The sequence below is a fragment of the Bradyrhizobium sp. CCGB12 genome, assembly GCF_024199845.1.
In the GTDB taxonomy this organism is placed as follows: domain Bacteria; phylum Pseudomonadota; class Alphaproteobacteria; order Rhizobiales; family Xanthobacteraceae; genus Bradyrhizobium.
Window position 1 is genome coordinate 8,800,643 of sequence record NZ_JANADO010000001.1, and the last position, 20,201, is coordinate 8,820,843.

The 20,201-nt window shown below is 60.5% G+C and carries 17 protein-coding genes and 1 pseudogene; 6 read left to right on the forward strand and 12 right to left on the reverse strand.

What is annotated here, in order from left to right; all coding sequences use genetic code 11:
• The first annotated feature begins 31 nt into the window (after positions 1 to 31).
• On the forward strand, positions 32 to 292 hold the full coding sequence (locus tag NLM27_RS40440; protein ID WP_254148566.1) for a hypothetical protein: 261 nt from the start codon (positions 32 to 34) through the stop codon (positions 290 to 292).
• Between the two features lie 69 nt (positions 293 to 361).
• Here NLM27_RS40440 and phaP read toward each other — a convergent pair whose 3' ends face one another.
• From phaP to NLM27_RS40455, 3 genes are all read right to left on the reverse strand, one after another.
• Positions 362 to 949, reverse strand: a complete 588-nt coding sequence (phaP, locus tag NLM27_RS40445; RefSeq protein WP_254148567.1) for a phasin family protein — start codon at positions 947 to 949, stop codon at positions 362 to 364.
• Between the two features lie 402 nt (positions 950 to 1,351).
• Positions 1,352 to 1,672, reverse strand: a complete 321-nt coding sequence (locus NLM27_RS40450) for a DUF6894 family protein (protein ID WP_254148568.1) — start codon at positions 1,670 to 1,672, stop codon at positions 1,352 to 1,354.
• Positions 1,673 to 2,563: 891 nt separating this feature from the next.
• Complete coding sequence (locus NLM27_RS40455; protein ID WP_309144784.1) at positions 2,564 to 2,758, reverse strand: hypothetical protein; 195 nt, start codon at positions 2,756 to 2,758, stop codon at positions 2,564 to 2,566.
• Positions 2,759 to 3,359: 601 nt separating this feature from the next.
• On the opposite strand from NLM27_RS40455, the gene NLM27_RS40460 reads away from it, so the two are divergent.
• Both NLM27_RS40460 and NLM27_RS40465 read left to right on the forward strand, forming a co-directional pair.
• The gene (locus tag NLM27_RS40460) at positions 3,360 to 3,554 is read left to right on the forward strand and encodes a hypothetical protein (protein WP_254148569.1); all 195 of its coding nucleotides are present in this window, start codon (positions 3,360 to 3,362) and stop codon (positions 3,552 to 3,554) included.
• Between the two features lie 807 nt (positions 3,555 to 4,361).
• Positions 4,362 to 4,595: a hypothetical protein gene (locus NLM27_RS40465; protein ID WP_254148570.1), complete on the forward strand. Its 234-nt coding sequence runs from the start codon at positions 4,362 to 4,364 to the stop codon at positions 4,593 to 4,595.
• Between the two features lie 570 nt (positions 4,596 to 5,165).
• Here the strand turns inward: NLM27_RS40465 and NLM27_RS43900 are convergent.
• From NLM27_RS43900 to NLM27_RS40495, 7 genes are all read right to left on the reverse strand, one after another.
• Positions 5,166 to 5,303, reverse strand: coding sequence for a hypothetical protein (locus NLM27_RS43900; RefSeq protein WP_309144785.1), 138 nt, complete (start codon positions 5,301 to 5,303; stop codon positions 5,166 to 5,168).
• 95 nt (positions 5,304 to 5,398) lie between these two features.
• Positions 5,399 to 8,791, reverse strand: a complete 3,393-nt coding sequence (locus tag NLM27_RS40475) for an adenylate/guanylate cyclase domain-containing protein (RefSeq protein WP_254148571.1) — start codon at positions 8,789 to 8,791, stop codon at positions 5,399 to 5,401.
• 250 nt (positions 8,792 to 9,041) lie between these two features.
• Entirely contained in the window at positions 9,042 to 10,691 is a 1,650-nt protein-coding gene (locus NLM27_RS40480; protein ID WP_254148572.1) for a hypothetical protein, read from the reverse strand.
• 90 nt (positions 10,692 to 10,781) lie between these two features.
• A complete protein-coding gene (locus NLM27_RS40485; protein ID WP_254148573.1) occupies positions 10,782 to 12,371 on the reverse strand; it encodes an adenylate/guanylate cyclase domain-containing protein in 1,590 nt (529 codons plus the stop codon).
• A 35-nt stretch (positions 12,372 to 12,406) separates the two neighbouring features.
• On the reverse strand, positions 12,407 to 13,849 hold the full coding sequence (locus tag NLM27_RS40490; RefSeq protein WP_254148574.1) for an FAD-binding oxidoreductase: 1,443 nt from the start codon (positions 13,847 to 13,849) through the stop codon (positions 12,407 to 12,409).
• A gap of 493 nt (positions 13,850 to 14,342) precedes the next feature.
• Complete coding sequence (locus NLM27_RS44225) at positions 14,343 to 14,504, reverse strand: LON peptidase substrate-binding domain-containing protein (RefSeq protein ID WP_375142337.1); 162 nt, start codon at positions 14,502 to 14,504, stop codon at positions 14,343 to 14,345.
• Positions 14,505 to 14,532: 28 nt separating this feature from the next.
• Positions 14,533 to 14,847, reverse strand: a complete 315-nt coding sequence (locus tag NLM27_RS40495; RefSeq protein WP_254148575.1) for an LON peptidase substrate-binding domain-containing protein — start codon at positions 14,845 to 14,847, stop codon at positions 14,533 to 14,535.
• 142 nt (positions 14,848 to 14,989) lie between these two features.
• Between NLM27_RS40495 and NLM27_RS40500 the strand changes: the two genes are divergently transcribed.
• From NLM27_RS40500 to NLM27_RS40510, 3 genes and pseudogenes are all read left to right on the forward strand, one after another.
• Positions 14,990 to 15,502 carry a phasin family protein gene (locus NLM27_RS40500; RefSeq protein WP_254148576.1) on the forward strand — a complete coding sequence of 171 codons (513 nt, stop codon included), beginning with the start codon at positions 14,990 to 14,992 and terminating at the stop codon, positions 15,500 to 15,502.
• Between the two features lie 176 nt (positions 15,503 to 15,678).
• On the forward strand, positions 15,679 to 16,638 hold the full coding sequence (locus NLM27_RS40505; protein ID WP_254148577.1) for an alpha/beta fold hydrolase: 960 nt from the start codon (positions 15,679 to 15,681) through the stop codon (positions 16,636 to 16,638).
• A gap of 224 nt (positions 16,639 to 16,862) precedes the next feature.
• Positions 16,863 to 17,473 (forward strand): annotated as a pseudogene (locus tag NLM27_RS40510) (transposase); the annotation flags it as partial.
• 935 nt (positions 17,474 to 18,408) lie between these two features.
• Here the strand turns inward: NLM27_RS40510 and NLM27_RS40515 are convergent.
• The gene (locus tag NLM27_RS40515; RefSeq protein ID WP_254148578.1) at positions 18,409 to 18,630 is read right to left on the reverse strand and encodes a hypothetical protein; all 222 of its coding nucleotides are present in this window, start codon (positions 18,628 to 18,630) and stop codon (positions 18,409 to 18,411) included.
• A 274-nt stretch (positions 18,631 to 18,904) separates the two neighbouring features.
• Positions 18,905 to 20,185 carry a DUF892 family protein gene (locus NLM27_RS40525; RefSeq protein WP_254148579.1) on the reverse strand — a complete coding sequence of 427 codons (1,281 nt, stop codon included), beginning with the start codon at positions 20,183 to 20,185 and terminating at the stop codon, positions 18,905 to 18,907.
• Positions 20,186 to 20,201: the final 16 nt, after the last annotated feature.

Consider the following 20,201-nt stretch of genomic DNA (forward strand, 5'->3'; position numbering starts at 1 on the left):
GAAGACGCGTCACCAAGGTCGGATCACGGCAATGTTGAACTGGATGGTTCTGGCGCTGGAAAGCAATCGCGTAATCGGGCTGCGGATTGCGAAGCTGATGCGCGGCGGCAAAGCTGCCCAACGTGAAGCCCACCGCATGGTCAGTGAAAAAATGGCCGCGGCGGCGAAGGCCAGTACCAGTCTGGTGGCTGGCGCTTCCGGCGACAAGATTGTTGAGCAATATCGAAGAAAGGTGGCGGCAAACGTCAAACGACTCAGTCGGAAGCGAACGCGCAAACGAAAACCGCACTGAATTCGCCGGGGCGGCAAGAGCGGCTTGCCTGCCTGAGCCGCTCCTCGTCCGTTGAACCGGTCCGCCCGCTTAGCGTGAGATCTGAGCCATCGTTTGTTTAATCTGCTTTCCGGTATCGTCGGCCATTTTGAGCGACATGTCGGCGATACGACGGCTGCTTTCCAGAGCAGTCTCCACGGTCTCCCGCACCATGTCAGTCTGCACCGCTGCAAAGTCCTGTGGAGTTCGGCACGTCCACAACCTGTTCATGTGGTCGATGTGCTTCTCAAATTGTTGCCGAACCATCTGAAGGTACTCTTGGGACATTCCCCCCATCACTTTGGCGGCGGCTGTGCCACTGTAAAGGAGCGTCTGCGCGTTGCGAGCTGACCGTTCAGTTGCCGCCGTTGCCTTTTGCGCATCTTCCGCAGATAAGCCAAGCGTGCGACCAAACTGCTCGCTAGACCGTCCCATCACCGAGGTCGCCGCTTCGAGGCTGGAGCGCCAGGTTTGCTGTAACGTCTCAACATTTTGCTTGAGCATATCAGCGCTCGCCCGTGCCACTTCCTCTCCGGCTTCAGCCGCTGCTTGCCCGATGCGCGTAGTCTGCTCTCCCGTACGGCGGGATGCGTCTTCCATGCTTTGTGTCGATCTCTCTTCCGGACGCGGGTTGGCCATCTTTAGTTCTCCGATGATTGAGTCGGTGACTGCCCTCAGCCTATTGTGCAGAAACGCAATCCCGATAAGGCCGTTCCTGCGGCTACCCATTCTTTCCGCTTAGCCGATGTCACTAGGAACTATAAGCGAGATGTCTACTGCAGCTCGTTCCCGCCGCAACGTTGTAGTGCTCAAGGATACTGAGCAGAAGGCTGTCGCTGGCTACTCTATCGTGAGCGGACGAAACCGACCGTGCGGCGGTCGTGAGACAGGTCAGCATACTTGATCACGGACAAGCCGGTTTCACCGAGAAGTAACATCAACAACGAAGCGATGATGGCGAGGAAAACGCGTCGCTTGATCGAGTATCCCGTGTCCCGGCTCGATAACCAAAGACTACGTGACCCTGACCCTCGCGATTACTCAGGGGGTCGAGACAATAATGTTGGCAGATACGCGCAGCACTTCACCACGGGCGTCGCGAACCGTGACGGCCTTCAGGCCGTGCTGATCTTTGACGCCAGCATCAATAATCATTTGTCCTAGCGCCTCGATAGCCAACCGCCGGGCGGCCGGGACATCAGGCAGATCGTTCCCGTCCTCATCCGTATGATCCTCGTTGCCGTCATAGAGATCAAAATGAAAGAACGTCATGCCGGGAAAAACCGGCAAGGGGGCGGGAGGTTCCGGCATCGCCATTTCGCGGCTGTCCAAAGGCACGCGAATCCGCTCATGACGCGCCATGTCCTACTTGCCGATTACCCCGTCAGGATCACACCGCAAAAAGCCCCCGGGATCGGACCGGAGGCCTTCTGATTCACTGGGGTACATCCGCCCGAGTGAACAATCAGTGCGGCTCTCGGAGTTGCCTTTCCAGGTTCACGATTCCTCCGCGTTGCGAACTTTCTTCAAAAGTTTATCCTTCTCGGCGCCGCTCGGCTTCGCCTCAGCTCGTTTCCTCGTATCCGCCGCGAACTGCGCCGCCGATCTTTGAGAGAAGTCGTTTGCTTGAACCGTCTGCGCTTCAATCCCACCGCGTCACCCTTGCTGACGAGACGAGACGAGACTAGGGATTCTGGCTACAGGCGCCCATAACAAAAGTTAGCGCGGACAAACCGTCGCACTAGCGGGAGCGCTTGACTCATACGCCACTCCACCAAAGAGACATCCGAAGGGGGCGGGGCGTCTGGCCCGAAAATATATCCCAAAGCGAGGCTTTGGAACGAGCCCGCCACCTTCAGTGTTCCGCTGGCAGCAGGACAGAGAAAGGAGGCGCGTTATGGTGCCATGTGGCTACCTTCCGCCATGCCCGCAGTGCAAGGCTTGGCCGATGGCCCTCACGGGCCCGGTCGATTTTACTTTCCGCATGGAGTTTCGTTGCGCGCGCTGCTCACGTCGTGAGGTCTTTGACCTGCGCACCTCGAAGGAACCCGCTCATTGGCCGCCGAAGCCGGGTGGCTTCAAGAGCATTAGCCGCTACCGCGTGGAGGCGTGAGGCGAACCCGTTTGCGCTGCGAATCGGCGAAACGCTCTGGCGAGCCGATTAGCACCGCATCGTCAACTCTCGCTGTTGCTGAGAACACTTTTGCTCGAAGCAAGCAGGCGCACGAAAGTCCCGCTTTCGTGCAACTCGCGTCACCCTTGCCGGGCATAGATGATGCCGGCACCGAATTCGGGGCCGCTGCTCTTCAGGGCGTAGAGGAACGGCGCGTTGAGTTTCTCGATGTGGATTCGGCCGTCCTGCACTGGTTCGATGCAGGCGGCGAGCTGGATCAGCTTGCGTGCGGCGGACTCTGGGGTGGCGTAGGCGCGTTCGGTCGTCAGCTTCATGACTCAGCCCAATCGTTGCGTGACCAGCGCTCTTAGGAACGAAGCGCTCTCGGCACCAGTTCGTATTGCGCTGATGTCCCGATAGCAGCGAGCAGTGGCCTCGGCGCTTTCTCCCTCTCTTCAGGCGCTGGGGCCATTCCGCGATGCCGGGCCACGGGCCTCTCGCCACGATGCGTCATCTCGGCGTGGCCAGGCGGCCTTTCGTTCAAGCTGGCGGGCCTCTGTCATTTGCAGGAGACGGATTCCCCGCGCGCGAGGACGTGAGCGATCGTAGCAACTGATCAGCTCGCTCCCTTGTCAAGTTGGCCGCCATGTACGACCCGATTAGTGCTGGGCCCTTTCGTTCGCGATCGTAGACGACCCAACCCTTGCCGCCCATTCGCACGAAATATCGACTCTGCAACGAAACTTCGTCAGTCAATGGAGCGCGCTCCCGGTTTTGCCCAGCATTAGCAGGTAAAATCATTTGCCTTTGTAGATGCATTTGCATAGGTGAATCCGGGGGCGGGAAAATGTGGCAAGACCAGGCGCAGTTTCATTATAGGAACCAGATCGGACCGATTCCGTTGGGGTTCGTCATTACCGATCTGAGGAGTGCGGCATGACGCAGCTCCGCCGGCGAGTGAAGCAGACTCGCTCTCTTGAAGAACGCATGGCCGACCAGGCCGCCAAGCTCAAAGAGCAGGCCAACCAGTTGCCCGCGGGGAAGGATCGTGAGGCGTTGCTGAAGCGGGCTAGGAGCGCGGAAGAAAAGTCTGAGATGGCAGGCCTAAACCGAGGCTATGCATCGACTTAGGAACCGAGCGCCCACAAGCGAATCTTACGGACATTCTTCCCCCGCTGGGGATCAGCCATGCGATATGTTGCGTACGCAGTCGGCCTGCGCGGTGTTGCTCGCGCAGTCTATGAAATCGACAGTCCGACTGACGAAGCCGCCACGGAGCGGGCTGAGAAGTTTTTAGAAGCTCATCCTGCGGTAGAGGTATGGGCAGGGCCGCGCAGGGTAGTCCGACTGGTGCGGGAGAGTTCAGACTGAACGTTTCACAATTTTACTTGAGCTTTCTTCGGAAGCTTCTCGCTGCGGGATGCTAACGAAGAGGCCTCAGCCGCTGTCTGGACGGCTGAGGCAACTTAATTCCTTGCGTCTGTTAACCGCGGGCAAGGCTTTGGCTTAACGGGATGCAGCTCTCGCTAGTTCTCCGTAAAAAAGATCGGCGCGTCGTATCACATGATACGTCCTGTTGGATTAATATCAGCGCGAAGGCCGTCAAAGACTGTCTGGGTTAATTCGCTGTCGGTGGTTCGGGGCGAGTGTCTCGGGATCACGCCGAGGCATGCCTATAACTGCGCAAGACCGAGTCAAAATCCCGTCCGATTGCCCAAGTGTCGGACGCCGCTGCCTCGCCAACGTTGCTGCTCAACAGAGCTTGCCGACAGATTCGCCTCTTCAAATGCCAGTGCGGGTTGGGACGATTAAAAATTTACCGGAACCTTCGTACATTCGTGGTAGTCTACCACCATCACCGGCCAAGGCTCTGCCCGTAGGCGTCGGTGGCCGAGAGACCAATGGCGCTCCCGCCTGCATCGATTCAGCGGGGTCCCCATGGACCACAACGAGCGGCAAACCGCCATCCAAGCGCGCATTGCCGAACAAATTGAGACTATCGCCCAAGCTATTTGTGAAGGCAGGGACCCGATCACCGAACAGCGATTGCTCCAGGCCCTTGAGGCTCAACTAGCCGCTGAAGAGGTCACACCCTCTCGCCATGAAGCGGTGGACGCAGAACAGAACGTCCGAAAGCGAACAGAACGGGCGCGGCAATCGTCTAACTTGTGATGTTTGACGATCCCATTACCGCCAAGCAAAACCTCCAACGGCCCCAGCATGGGGTTGTGCTGGGTCGTTTCTACGCGTGTGCATGCCCATGGCGGATCTGGCTCGGCAAGCTACGGCTCATTATTCCGGACATACCGAATTCCGGACATACGAAACACAGCCGAGTCATGGACGGAACGGCCCCAAGCCCATCTCCGGGGCTGGTAGGGGGACGAGCCGGGGCCGCCAGCGCGTGCAAACTCAACGCATGCGCCAGCAGTAATCTCGGCCGGGAAAATCTCCTCGTATGTACTAAATGGCGAATATCGCGGATTAAATTTTTGCGGCTCATGGAGAAGACGGCTCCGGTTGACCGCGGGGGCTTGAGCCAGAGCCGTCCCACCGACCTTCCGGCCAGCCCGCCGTGAAGGGCCGGCGACCAAGCAATCCCGTCCCATTCCCGTCGTTCCGCTGCTGGCGCGCAGGTGTTCGCTCTCTTTTGCCGCTCATAGCTGCCGCTCTCGTGAAGCATCAGCCAGTCCTTCTCGACCGCGTAGGCGATGCCGGCGCCGAACTCACTTCCGCTGCCTTTCAAGGTGTAGAGAAACGGCGCGTTGATTCTCTCAATGTATATGCGCCGTCCTGAACCGCCTCGATGCTGGCGGCGAGTTGGACCAGCTGGCGGGCCGCGGCTTCCGGATCTGGACGTTCGGCCGTGAATTTCGCCATGTCTATCGCTCTTCGGTCGGGTGAACGCATTTATGGGGCGTAATCTGCCTTGTCTCGGTTAGCTTGCGGAAGTGATCAAGCAACTATCGATGGGGTTAGCAGGGGACCGACGGCGGAGCACCGGCAAGTTCGTAGAGCAGAGCCTTCGCATCCCGCAGGTCCGGCGTCTCGAAGCCCTCTGTAAACGAGCCGTAGACAGGAACAAGGATTTCCTGGGCTTTGCATCGCTGGGCCTTCTCGCCCCAAAGCCGTGCGAGGGCGGTCGCGGCGCGTAGCTCCCAAAGTCTGGCCCGCTGATCCCGGGCAACGTCAAACGCGCGCTGCAAGCAGGTCTCAGCCTTGTCAGGAGCAGACAAGGCAAGGAGCAGTTCGCCCTTGCAAAAATGCAACGCTGCTTCGTTCCATCGCTCGTTGGTTTCGGCGATCAATGCGAAGGCTTCGTCGACAGTGTCGAGAGACGCCTGTAGCTGGCCGAGGCTACCAAGTGCATTCGCACGCAGGAGGAGCCAGTGGGTCACTACAGATTTTGCATCGCCCCGCCAAGCCGATATCCCCTCTCGGAGGTGAGCCAGGCCGCGATCAGCCTCGCCAGCCCGGACCATCAGCCAACCCTTGATGATCGTGCCTGCAGCTCGCCACAGAAAGAAATCATGCTCGGTGCAGACGGCGATCAGCTCATCAACAATGTTCTCGTCCATCCCGAGGTGTCCATCGAGTATGTATGCCCCTGCGCCACGCTCAAAGGTGCAGAACAGAGAGGCGTGAAATAGGCCGAACGCGATCGAGGGATTGTGCCTTTGCGCGCGTATTTCCTGCATCAGTTGATCGAATGTCTGCTGGGCCTGATTCAGATAGCCCAACGGAACGAGGGCGTGCGTGAGATAGGAAAGGACTGCGATACGAGGCTCGTAACCGAACCGGTAAGCCAAGGTGGCATTTGGATCACACAACGTAAGCGCTTCCGCCAAGTGCGTGCGGCCTGCATCAAATTTTCCGCAATGGACCAGCGCAGCCCCGACACCTCGGTGGGCCATCATCATAGCAACTGAGTCTCGCTCGCGCTCTGCCCGGCCTAGCATGGCAGTTGCAGTGGCGAGCGCAGCTTCTGCTTGGCCACGCAGAAGGAATACAAGATACCTGCCGTAGTCGGCGATGCTACGCTGCAAGGGGTCATCGACCTGCTCGCATAGTTCCTCTGCCCGCGCGAATGCCGCAACTGTGACGGGGGATGACCAACCTTTGGCGGCCATGCAGGCTGCACCCAAGGCCACCTGCATATCGAGCTCAAGACGGACGTGCTCGGGGTCATCGGACAGCGTCTGCAACAAACTCAGCCCATTTTGCAGGTGGGAAATCGACTCCAGAGTCCCGGAGCGTTGATTCGCCAATTGCGCAGCTTGCCACCAATATCGGATAGCCCGTTCGGCAAGACCCGCCTCGGTGCAGTGATGAGCGATGATTTCTGGCAGAGCCTCGGCGTTCCCGGTCAGCCGCGCTTCAAGGACCTCCGCGATTCGAGCGTGCAATTGCTGCCGCCGGGGGCGCAGCAAGGTGCTGTAGGCGGCGTCCTGTACCAGCGCGTGCTTGAAGGCGTACGTGGCATCCGGCGGGGTCCCGCGCCGAAACACCAACTCCGCGTGGATCAGTTGCTCCAAGCCCGCCTCGAGTTGCGGTCGCGACATGTCGGCAACGGCAGTGATTAGGTCGTGGGAAAACTGACGCCCGAGCGTCGCTGCAATCTGCGCCACCTCTCGAGTTGGCGCCAGCCGATCGAGTCGGGCCAGAAGTGAGGCCTGTAGCGTCGTTGGGATCGCCAAAGGAACCACTGTTCCAGTTACGGAGTAATGATCTCCGGCATCGGTTATCCATCCGCTCTCGACGACGGATTTGGTCAGCTCCTCGACGAATAACGGCACCCCGTCGGTGCGATCAATGATCTGATCGGCGATCTCTTTGGGTAATGCCTTGCCACAGGTTACATGCGCGATCATCTCGGCGCGGTGGCGAGGCGGTAAGCGGCTGAGACTGAGCAATGTCACGTGCGGACGGCCGACCCACGGCGGAGTAAACTCCGGTCGAAATGTGATTATGACCAGGACCCGCAGCGTCGCGGCTCGGTCTACAAGCAGATCCAGCGACTCCAGGGTGGTGGGGTCGCTCCAATGGATGTCTTCCCACAGCATCAGTAGCGGCTGCTGCGCTGCGAGACCTTCCACCTGAGCCACTTGCACCTGAAGCGTTTTCTCTTTGCGGCTATACGGCGTCAAATTGAGCGGCGGGTAACGATCGCCGATCGGTGTCGACAGCAAGTCCGCAAATAGAGGAACGGCTTCGCGCAGCTCTTGGTTGGCGAGAGCCAGTACCGCCACTAGCTTGTCCAAGCGGGTCTCAGCCGTATCCTCGCGTCGAAATCCGGCCGCCTGCTCGAGTTGGGCGATGCTGGGATAGAGCGCGCTGTGCTGATGATGTGGCGAGCAGAAAAAACGTAAACGGGTGTGCGGCTCTTCGCTCACCTGCTCCAGCAGTGTTTGGGCGATGCGCGACTTGCCGATGCCCGGCTCGCCCGCGATTAGAACGACGGAACCGTCGCCGGCCTTTGCCCGCTCCCAGCGGCGCCTCAACAAAGCGATCTCTTCCTCACGACCAATCAGCGGCGTGCTGGCGGTCCGTAGAGCCTCGAACCGACTGCCGACCGGACTCACGCCCAAGACGCGCCAGACGTGCACTGGATAGTCAATGCCCGCGACCGCCCTTTTTCCGAGATCGCCATAATCAAACAGGCCGCCTAGCATGCGGCGCGTGTTGTTTGCGATGACCACGGTGTTCGGTTCGGCCAATCCCTGAAGGCGTGCCGCAAGATTAGGGGTCTCACCGATGACCGCTTGTTCTTTGGCGGCGCCCTCACCGAGCAGATCGCCGACGACGACGAGGCCTGTGGCTATACCGATACGCACACGCAACGTGGCTGCGTTGCCCGCATCGAGTTTGGCCAAGGCTTCGATCAAGGCGAGACCCGCGCGCACCGCCTGTTCGGCGTCCTCCTCATGGGCCTGCGGGTAGCCGAAGTAAGCCAATACGCCGTCACCGAGATATTTGGCAACAAAGCCTCCCGAGCTAGTGATTACCTCGGCGCAACGACGGTGATAAGCGCCGATGATGTCGCGCAGCTCCTCAGGGTCAAGCCGCCCGGACAAGGCGGTCGAGCCGACGAGATCGACGAACATGACCGTGAGCTGGCGGCGTTCCGCAGCGTCGGTCGTTTTCCACGGCGTGGAATCAGCAGAGGGTTCGATCGCGGCCTGCGCCGAAGAAGCGGGTCCGCTGATGGCTGCGAGAATTTTCCGCCGGTGCCCGAGCGGAATACCGATGTCCTTGAGGTCTTGGTCAGTCAGATGGGGAAGTATCGACACATCAATTTCATTCTCGGCGAAGCGCTGCGCGTATTGCTCGAGACCGAGTGCATGAAGCCAGTGCGCAATCGAGTGCATCCCGGCCACCAATCTTTCGGTGTGCCCCTAAGGCAACCAGCACTATATCCTGATCTTTTCTCGATGACATCTCATCTGTCCCATCATTGGGCTGGCCTTCTGACCCAAATATTGTCGTGCGTGTTCGTTACGCCCGGGCGGCGCGCTCGTGGCGTGTCTGCAGGATGCCCGCTTTGCCCGGTGGCCTGAACCGGTCGGTTCGGCCAGGGTAGCCCTTTGACCCTAAAGCCAACGTGCAAGATGCTCTGTCTCACAAGTCTGCCAGCAACTTGCGAGCTTCCACGAGATCGCGTGTTTCCAAGCCCTCGCTGAACCAGGTGTAGATCGGCACAAGAGCGTCGCGCGCCTCTCGCCGCATGCCGCGTGCCGCTTGAAGTCTGGCGCGCGCAACGCTTGCGCGAAGCTCGGGCAGCCTTGCTCCCTGGGCAGCGGCAATTTCAATCGCAGCCTCGAACTCCGCGTCCGCTTGATTTTCGGCCTCCTCCCCGGCTGCGAGCAACAGCAGTTCACCGCGCTCCCGGTGAAGTTCGACGGCGCACCAGCTCTCGAGACTTGCGTCCGCAAGTGCGACCGCTTCGTCGATGACCCGAAGCCCGGCCATGGCGTTTCCAGCCTTGCGACGAAGCGCGGCGAGCAAGCCGAGATGGTGCGGGATACGTAGCCCCGCACTTGTACGCCGAAAATCCTCAAACCCCGTATCAAAGTCCGCAAGGCCTTCGTCAAGCCGGCCGGATTCTGCAATCGCCCAGGCGCGAACGAGGCTGGCCCATGCACCATAGTAGTCGAAGCCGTACTTGGCGCAGATGTCGCGTGACTCGACAGCGGCTTGCAGTGCGGCATTTGGCTCTCGCTGGAATTGATGAAGCATCGCCAGATAGTTGAGCGCGAGCGCGATGCTGAATGGATGTGAAATCTCACGCGCCACGGCGAGCCCTTCCTCAGCAATCCTGAGGCTACGAACGGGATAGCCGAGATGCCAGTCGCAATGACTCATATAGGCACGGCAGAATACGCTCATATTAATTCCGTAAACCTCGGAGTAATAGCGGCCGCGGTATTCGCCGGCTTGTGCGCTTCTCTCGAGCCGGTCGCGCGAGAATTGAAACTGGCCAAGGTGGAACGAGAGCACTCCCGCAAGATGATCGGCTTCGGCCTGACGCACGGGATCACCGCTTCGTTTGGCCAGCAACTCCGTCTCCTCCACGAGGCTTGTGACCTCGCGCAGGTTGGCGCGCACGTGATAGACGTGACCGAGCCCCTTCAATGCGGCGGAGAGGTCAGCCTCGCTCTGCAGCTCGCGGCTGAGCTCCTGCGCGCGCTGGAACGCCGCTTCCGCCTCGCGCGACGCAAATCCCTTCGTTGCAATCAACGGGCCGCCAAGCCCAAGTTGCAGGTCGAGCTCGAAGCGCGCGCGTGATGCGCCGAGGGGGAGTGTTCCGGCGCACTCGAGCCCTGATCTCAAATGGGCAATTGCCTCCATATTCGCCGATCGAGCGGCTGCGAGGCGACCAGCCCTCAGCCAGTATGGAATGGCCTTCTCTGCCAATCCGGCCTCGCCGAAGTGACGGGCGACGAGCTCCGGCTGCGCTTCGATAAGTTGCGGAAACAGCGCTTCGATCGACGTGGCAATCCGCGCGTGCAATTCCTGGCGGCGCCGTTTGAGCAGGCTTTCATAGGCGGCGTCGCGCACCAGGGCGTGCTTGAAGACATAGGTAGCGGCAGGTGCGAGCCCCCGCCGGAAAACGAGCTCTGCGGCCACCAGGCGGTCAAGCGCCGCGGCGAGCTCCACCTCTGGCATCGACACGACTGCAGCAAGCAGCTCGTGATCGAACTCGCGGCCGATGCAGGCTCCGATTTGGGCGACCTCCTTGACGGGAGCAAGGCGGTCAAGCCGCGCCATCAACGAATCGTGCAGCGTCGCTGGAATCGCCAAGGACGGGAATGCTCCGGCGAGCACGTAACGAGCGCCGGTGTAGCGGAGAATCCCGGCTTAAAGAACGGCCTTCGTGAGCTCCTCGGTGAAAAGCGGCACACCCTCGGTCCGCTCCAGTATCCGATCGAGAACCTCGGCGGGAAGCGCTTTACCTTCGGTGATCCGGTCGACGAGCACGACCACCTGCGCCTGTGGCAGGCGGTTCAGCATGAGCAACGTGACGTGCGGAAACCCGGTCCATGGCGGCGGGAGCTCCGGGCGGAATGTGGCGACGACCAGCACTGGCAAGTCCTGGAGACGATCCACGATCTGGTCGAACAGCTCGCGCGAGGTCGGATCGAGCCAGTGCGCGTCTTCAAGCACCATCATAACCGGGCCACAAGCGGCAAGACGATTGAGCCGGGCCAGGAATGTGCGGAACAGGAGCGCCTTCCTTTGCTGCGGCGACATCTCTGGCTGGGTGCTCGGTCTCTCAGTTGAGATGCCAAGCAGATCGGCAAGAAGCTGGATTGCATCGCTAGACAGCCCTTCGCCGTTTTCGCCAAGGACTAATTCGAGGCGCTTGAGCCGTGCTTCCGCGGCATCTTCAGGTGCGAACCGCGCCTCGCGCTCGAGCTGCGAGATGAAGGGAAAGAGCGGGCTGTTCAGGTGATGCGGCGAACAGGCATAGCTAACGAGCGCGATTTGCTCGGTCTGTAGCCGCTCGCGCATTGCGAGCACCAATCGTGATTTTCCAATTCCCGGCTCGCCAAAAAGCAAGACGACCTGTCCAGCCCCTCCTTCTGCAAGCCTCCACCGTGACAGCATCAGGTCGAGTTCCTCGCCGCGCCCGACGAGTGGCGTGACGTGGGCGCCGTGCAGGGCCTCGAACCTGCTCTCTGCCCTGCCTTCGCCGATGGCCCGCCACGCTTGGACCGGTTCGACAAAGCCCTTGAGCTGAAGAGAACCGAGCTCAACTAATTCGAAGAGATCGCCGACCAGGCGGCGCGTGCTGTCGGCGATAACGACCGTACCGGGCTCCGCAATCTGTTGCAGACGGGCAGCGAGATTGGGTGTCTCCCCGGTGACCGTTTCCTCCTGCGCAACACCTTCCCCGAGCAGATCGCCGACCACGACAAGCCCGGTGGCGATGCCGACACGTGCCGCCAGCAGGCCCCCTGCGCCTGACGACATGCCGCTGACCGCTGTTGCGACGGCAAGTCCCGCCCTCACGGCTTGCTCCGCCGCATCTTCGCTTGCGCGCGGCCAGCCGAAATAGGCCTGCACCCCGTCTCCTAGAAACTTCGCGACGTGGCCCTCCAGTCGCGCAATCTCTCCCGCCACCGTATTCGAGTAGGCCCGCATGACCTCGCGCAGTTCCTCGGGATCGAGACGGCGGCTGAGGTCGGTCGATCCGACGAGGTCGACGAACATGAGCGTGAGCTGACGTCGCTCGACCGACGCAGGGGTCCGCGCCGCCGCCAGGTCCGCTGGCAGCAGGCCGATTGCATCGAGAATCTTCCGCCGATGGCCTACGGCCTGGACTCCAATCTCCTTGAGATCTTCAACCGTCAGGTGGGACAGGATCTCAAGGTCAATTCCGTTGTCGCGGAACGTCTGCTCATAGGACTGCAAGCCCAGGGTGCGCAGCCATTCTCCGATGTCCAACTTCGTCTCCGTTGCCCCTCAACTACGGTTTCTTGTCAGGCGGCCGGTCGCTGTGCGGCGGACGGCCTGACATTCTGGTTTAGCCGGAACAGGTTGCCGGGATCGTACTTGGCCTTCAGCGCCGCGAGACGAGCATAGTTCGGGCCGTAGGCGCCCGCCACGCGATCGATCTCGTCCTCCGGCATGAAGTTGACGTAAACGCCGCCGGTTGCGTGGGATGCTGTCTCAGCAAAGAGCTGACGCGCCCAGCTGATCGAACGTTGCTCATCCGCTGGGTCGCGCCATCGTGTGTGAACGTTCATGACGAACTTCGCATCGCGGTGAGGGAACACCGTGGCGTCGATGGCTACGCGGCTGATGGCACCGCCGAGCTGACCAATGAAAATCTCGCACTCCCCGGTTGGCAAGCTTGTCGTCTGACTTACCAGCGTGTCGAGGAGCCCGTCCTTCAGCTCAACGAAATTGTGCGACTTCCAGTAATTATAGGCGCCAGGCGTGAGGAGTGGGTCAAACGCAGTCTGCCACGCCGCGAAGGGCTGCATGCCGATCACGTCCGCGATCGGCTCTCCGAGCGCGCGCAACGGCTCCAATGCACGCTTGCCCTCGTTCTCATCTCCCGCATAACAGACGGCAAACGCGACGATCTCCTTGCCGTGAACCTCGGCAGGCAAGAACGGCAGCGGCGGCGCCTGCCTGAGCACCACCCACACTGTCAACTCATCGGGCGCCTTGGCGGCGACGTCACGATAGCCCGCGAGCAGCTCCTTCGCCCGGGCAAAGGGATGGATGATGAGCCCGGCCAGAACCATTGGGCCAACGGGGTGCAGGCGGAACTCAAACGAGCTCACCACCCCGAAATTGGCTCCGCCTCCGCGCAGCGCCCAGAACAGGTCGGTATTCTCGGCGATGCTTGCCCGGACGAGCTCACCTTCGGCCGTCACTACGTCGGCCGAGATCAGGTTGTCGGCGGCAAGCCCGAACTTGCGGCTAAGCCACCCGAAGCCGCCGCCCAGCGTCAATCCCGCAACACCGGTCGTCGAGTTGATCCCCAGCGGGGTAGCAAGGCGGAAAGCTTGCGCCTCCTTGTCGAAGTCGCCAAGGGTTGCCCCCGGGTCCACGCGCGCCGTGCGGTGAAATGCATCAACCCGGACGGAACGCATGAGCGAGAGATCGATCAAGAGCCCGCCGTCACAAACAGCATTGCCCGCAATGTTGTGGCCGCCACCGCGCACGGCCACCAAGAGGCCGTGCTCACGCGCAAACCGTACGGCACGAATGATGTCTGCGGCCCCTTTGCAGCGCACGACCGCGCCTGGACGGCGATCGATCATCGCATTCCAGATCGTACGTGCTTCATCGTAGCCCGGCTCCTCGGCCAGACAGACGTTACCCCGCAAGGTTTGGCGAAAGGCCTCAATTGCATCGCTTTCAAGCGTAATCGCCTCGCCCTGCAGCGAGGCCAGCCGAATCTGCGTCATGGCATCTCCTCCGTGACTAGCGGTAGTATTTCGGCAGTCAGTTCTCATGCACTTGGACGGATCAGCGGAAAGGACGACCACGCCCACGGCTGTTGCAACCGACGTGGCGCGGAAGCACCCCGCTGCACGCCCGTTCGACATTGCGAACGGCAGATTTCCGTCTAGAGGTTAGTCTTCCGGCAAAACGAATGGTTCAGCGACAGAATGTCTCGCGGATGAGGAGCGCCTACAAGCCCGCTCGGCTTTCCGTCACCTGCAAACGAAACCAAGAAGATCCGGTCCCCAGAGGGAACTTCGGGGGTGGAGGAAAGGATGGAGGTCGAAGCCAACTCGCCGGCCGATGTCCGCTTTGCCGCCCAAAGCTGCCACTTCTCGCAAGTCGGTTCCTGGCCCTTAGTTGAACAAGGCTGAGGCTATTGTGATGTCGGCTCGGCGCTGGACCGGCCGCGGGGCCGTGCTTGCCTCGACCGCCGCTTGTGACCCTTAGCTGACCTCAAGCGTTACCCTGCAGGAGGTCCCGAACCCTTTCGAGCCGCCTTACGGGATCGAGGGTCGCGAGCAGCGCCTGCTTATCCGAGATCGACAGCTTGATATGCGACGCAATCATATCGGCAAGCCGGCCGGGATCGCGGGTCCATTCGAACGGCGGCCCGATTCGCGGCGGATCACCTTGCTTTGCTGCATCAACCTTTTTCCGAAATCATCAGGATCAGGTCCGGCACATCCGGAGCAGGTTGTTCGTCGAGAACTTCGACATCGGCGACATAGCCGTCCACCTCACCTGCGAAGTCTTTGATCATGACGCGCCGATGGATTTGGGTCAGCGCCTTCCATCTGCCGTCGGCCAGCTGGTCTAGGGTGAGGACGCTACCGAGAACACCGACGTCATAGATATCAGCAAGTCCGGGCTCGTCGACGTCGGAGCTTCTTTGGATCGCGACTATGATCTGCCGCTGCCAGCTAGACGTTTGTTGGTTGGAATTGCTACCTGAAATCATCGTCCACATCGCAGAACGTGCGATTGATCTCAGTTCATGCGGGACTCCAACAATGCGCGGGTTTGGAACGCCACATCACAAAGCCTGTTGTCCGTTCAGAAATGACCGTTGTGGTCGCACCCCCATATTCTTGGAGCGTCAGATGAGCAAACGCAAACCGGCACCAGCGTCAAAGCGCGCCCGCAATCCGAAAATGGCCGCGCGGGCCCAACGGAACAAGCAGGCCATTGTTAGAAGCCCGAAAGAGAATCTTCTCCGCTCTGTTGCGGCAGTCTTGATTGAACCGCCTCCTAAGCTTCATGATGACCCTAGACACGAGGTTCCTATCATTGAGTCGCGGGTGGATGCCTTGCCAGATGACCTCAGTCAGAGAATGATTGATAGCGATCCAATGAAAGGCTTTGCTTTAGCCACGGCAAACATGCAGGCGTACCAAGCGAAGCTTCTTGAGATAGCCCAGGCCAACGTGCAATTTGCTTTTGATCTCGGCCTGAGACTTGCGACGATCGGGTCACCAACTGAATTCTTCGGTGTCATTACGGAGTTTACAAGCAGACGGGTCGATATGTACGGGCAGCATTCGAAAGAATTGGCGGCATATCCGTTCTGGCGCATCAAGCCGGCCCGAGAGCTCACGGCTCTGCCGGGACGATAATTGCAAGCCGTACCCGCTGCGACAGACGATGGACGCAAACGCGGATCACGCGCGCGCCGATCACGGTCGCTTGCTTTCTGGGAGTTCGGCTCACCTCGAGGGAGCGGAAGCAGCAGCCCTTAGCGGGCTCGGTGCCGCCGATCCGAGGCCCCGCCATCACGAAGTAGGTTGACACCATGTCCACAACTGAAGCCGTGCTGCTGATCGTTCTGGCAGGACTTGTCGTTCTGATCCTCGGCAACATCGCGTTTCAGGTGACAGCGGAGCGAAAGAATCCGCCGATCGGCGTCTTTACCGATTGCGACGGAGTGCGCCTTCACTATATCGAACGCGGCGATGACGCCGCGCCTTGCGTGGTCCTGTTTCACGGGAACGGCACCATGATTCAGGATCTCGTCCTAAGCGGTTTGGTCGACCGCCTGGCCCACAACTATCGCGTCGTTTGCTTCGACCGGCCAGGGTTTGGCTACAGCGACCGGCCTCGCACGCGCATCTGGACGCCCACAACGCAAGCTTCCTTGTTCGCGAAGGCGCTTGATCAGCTTGGAGTGCGCAATCCCGTGGTGCTCGGCCACTCCTGGGGAACGCTAGTGGCAATCGCGCTGGCGCTGCGAAGCGGTTATGCCGTGAGTGGGCTCGTGCTTGTGTCAGGCTACTATTTTCCAACCTCTCGGATGGACTTTTGGCTCATGTCAGGTCCGGCACTGCCGCTGCTCGGGGATCTGATGCGCTACACTATCTCGCCGATCATAGCGTGGGCTATTGCGCCGAAGCTGATGCGCACGCTGTTCGCGCCGCGTGCCATTCCGCCGAAATTTAAGAATGAATTTCCGATCTCGTTGGCTCTCCGGCCCAAGCAGTTGAGGGCAGCCGCCGAGGAGAGCGCGTTCCTTATTCCAGCTGCCGCGCAATTGCAGCTTCAGTATCGGGGTATCCAGTGTCCCGTTAGGATCCTGCATGGAAAGGGTGACCGGCTCATCGAGGCCGACCAGTCGCGCCGCCTGCACGAGGCATTGCCCCGCTCCTTGCTACATCTGGTCGAGGATGCCGGTCACATGGTTACCTATGCAGATTCGCCGGGAATAGCGGATGCCGTGGCGGCGCTGGCGCTCACCGCACCGCTGAGGACCGTATAACGTTTCTTGTTGCAAAGTGGGCGTCCGGAAGTAGCCCATCGCTTCCGTTGGCGTGGTGTAGCCGAATGTCGGTTCATCGGTATCTGCGTCAACTCGATAGCGCCGATCGACAGGAGCCTTCGGAAGCGATCAGCATCAAGACCACGAGGATCAAGGAAAAGATCACTCGATAGAAGCCGGAGATGAGCCGCCTGGAAGTGCTTGACGCCCAGATGCGCAACACGCCGGATCAACAGATATCGCTCACCGATCCGGATGCCCGTTCGATGGCCACCAGCGGACGCGGATCGGGCGTCGTCGGCTACAATGTCCAGGTCGCCGTGGACACCGAACACCATCTGATCGTTACGCACGAGGTCATAAACGTCGGCAGTGACCGTGGGCAGCTTGCTCGGATGTCGAAGCAAGCCAAGGAAGTGCTCGAAGTGGACAAACTCGAGGCCGTAGCCGACCGTGGCTACTTCGATGGAGAGGAGATACTGGCCTGCGAAGAGGCTGGCGTCGCAGTCACCTTGCCAAGCCATGACGTCGGGCGCCAAGGCGGAGGGTCGGTTCGGCAAACAGGACTTCGCCTATCTGCCGGATGAGGACGTCTACCGCCTGCCCGTCCGGTCAGCTGCTGCCCTATCATTACACCAACCTCGAGCATGGGATGACGCTGCGCCGTTACTGGTCGACGGCGGCTTGCCGAGACTGCGCGATCAAGAGCCAATGTACGCCGTCCAAGGAGCGCCGCATCACGCGCTGGGAGCATGAGCATGTGGTCGAGGAGGTTCAGAGACGGCTCGATTCCAATCCCGACGCCATGCGGACGCCACGCGAGACGGTCGAGCATCCTTCGTATGTGTGAATAAGCTCGGAACTTTGACCCCCATCGGCTTCCAACGTTGACCCCATAGGTCATGGACATTCTGCTAATAGTTCAAGGGCTTCGTCAGTGTTGGCCGGGATCAACCTTCGGCGCCGATCGGGGGTCAAACCCTGCGCCGAATAACACACCGCGACAATCGTCTCACCGAGGGCCATGGCGCGGCCCCGGCGACTACGCCTTTAAGCGTTATGTGCGGAAGCCGACTAAAAACGAAGGCCGCAGCGAAGTTGATCGCTGCGGCCCGCGCCGTGTCAAAAAAATCCCGGGTGAAAACGATTCAAGTGAAATATGCAGCCAGCCCCGGTCACCGTGATCGTATGACGCAGGGGAATGTTCCCGCCTCAACGTTTGTTAATTGGGTCTGCCGTTTCTGGGCAAGAGACGCCCGAGTAGGCGCACGCGCTCGTTCTGTCGGATGACCAGCATCCGATATCGGTTTCTTTCATTTTGGCCCGGCAAGCACGGCTCATTATTCCGGACATACCAAACACAGCCAAGTCGTGGACGGAACGGCCCCAAGCCCATCTCCGGGGCTGGTAGGGGACGAGCCGGGGCCGCCAGCGCGTGCAAACTCAACGCATGCGTCAGCAGCAATCTCGGCCGGGAAAATCTCCTCGTATGTACTAAATGACAAATATCGCGGATTAAATTTCTGCGGCTCATGGAGAAGACGGCTCCGGCTGACTGCGGAGGTTTGAGCCAGAGCCGTCCCACCGACCCTTTCGGCCAGCCCGCCGTGAAGGGACGGCGACCAAGCAATCCCGTCCCGTTCGCGTCGTTCCTAGCTGCTGATGCACAAGTCTTCGCCTCTCGTGAGCCGCACATAGGTGCCGCTCTCATGGAGCTCCAGCCAGCCGCGCTCCGCCGGCCGGTGCCGTTGATGTTGAGCTGGGGCTGCATCAGGGCGTCTTCTGAGCGTGCTCGGCCTCGATGGCGCGGAGCAGGGCGGCAAGGCTGGGATATTCCACGCCATTGCGGGCGTAGCGGTTGACGTGCTCAACATAGCGGGCCGATCCGTCAGGCTTGCCGTGCCAGCTGAACAGCAGAACGTCGCTGTTGTGCTGGCGCAGAACGTGGCCGGCGCCATTCCCGAAATACTTGCTCATGGCGTGGCGCTTCATGGCCGCGCCTCCAGCTTCGCCAGCTCCGACTCGTCCATTCCCGAAAAAGCATCCGGAACGCATTCTGAGGCGAGAGGATCCTCGCCGGCTGCGAGGAGCTTCACGTAAGTTCCGCTCTCGTGAAGCATCAGCCAGCCCTTCTCGACCGCGTAGGCGATGCCGGCGCCGAACTCACTTCCGCTGCCCTTCAAGGTGTAGAGAAACGGCGCGTTGATTCTCTCAATGTATAAAGGACAATCGGGTAGCAGAAGCCCCTCGAAAAGACGTGGCCAGGTTATTCGGCTGGCTCGGCCTGTTCGATGGCGGCGGGCATCTTGGCCACCGACATGAGCGAGCGCGCGACCTGGTTGAGCAACTGGTCGGCGTTCTCCTCCTCGGCCAGGGACTTCGAAAGTAAGGCTACAACCGCACTGTGGCGGAGCTGCTGCGCGAGGTTGCGGGCGGTCGTATAGGCGGCGATTTCATAGTGCTCGACCCGCTGCGCGGCACCGATGAGCGCCAGGTCGGCGGCCGCGTCTTCCTTCTCCTCGCCTTCAGCTATGATCTCCTGACCTTCCTCCACCAAGCCCATCATGCCCTTGCAGGGCTTAGCGCGGGCTGTCTTGCCTAGGAGCTCGAAGCACTCAGTGATGCGTTCGATCTGACCCTCGGTTTCGGCGAGATGCTGCTCGAAGAGTTCGCGCAACTGATCGTAGCGGGCCGCCCCGGCCATCTTAGGAAGGGCTTTGGTCAACTGCTTCTCGGCGTGCAGGATGTCGCGAAGCTCGTCGAGCAGCAGGTCACCGAGACCGACCTCGTCCAGCGGCGGCGAGCTTTCCGTGACGATGGCGCTCGCCGGACCCGGATCGCCAACCTGGATGGCTGGAGATTCCGTGAAGACCCAATCGCCCCCCTCGTTCCAGGGGCCGCGGGTGTCGATCTCGCCGTGGTCGCCAGTGCCGGTGGAATCGTTGAAGAACTGATTTACCAGACCGGGCGTGGGAGCGATGCGACCGATGCTCAAAGCCGGCTTGCCCATGCTCTCGAGAGCCAGCGTAAAAGCCTTCATGTGGGTGATCTCTCGGGTCATCAGGAACTGCAACGCGTCCTTGGTCCCGGCGTCGTCTGTAAAATTGATCAAGCGTTCGTACACGATCTTGGCCCGCGCCTCGGCGGCGATGTTGCTGCGAAGATCGACGTCGAGTTCGCCTGTGATCTTCAGATAGTCAGCGGTCCAGGCGTTGCCCTGCGAATTGAACAGATTCACGCCTCCGCCGCCCGCGATCGCGATCAAAGGATCGGCCTCGGCGGCTTGTCGGTCAAACTTCGACGGCTTGAGGTGCATGCGGGCGAGGGTGCCGACCACTTCGAGATGGCTGAGCTCCTCGGTGCCGATGTCCATGAGAAGATCCTTGCGGTCCGGGTCCTCACAATTGATTCCCTGAATTGAATACTGCATGGCAGCAGCCAACTCGCCGTTAGCGCCGCCGAATTGCTCGAGGAGCATATTGCCGAAGCGGGGGTCCGGCTCGTCGACGCGCACGGTGAACATCAACTTTTTTACGTGGTGATACATGGGGACCCTCGGCTTG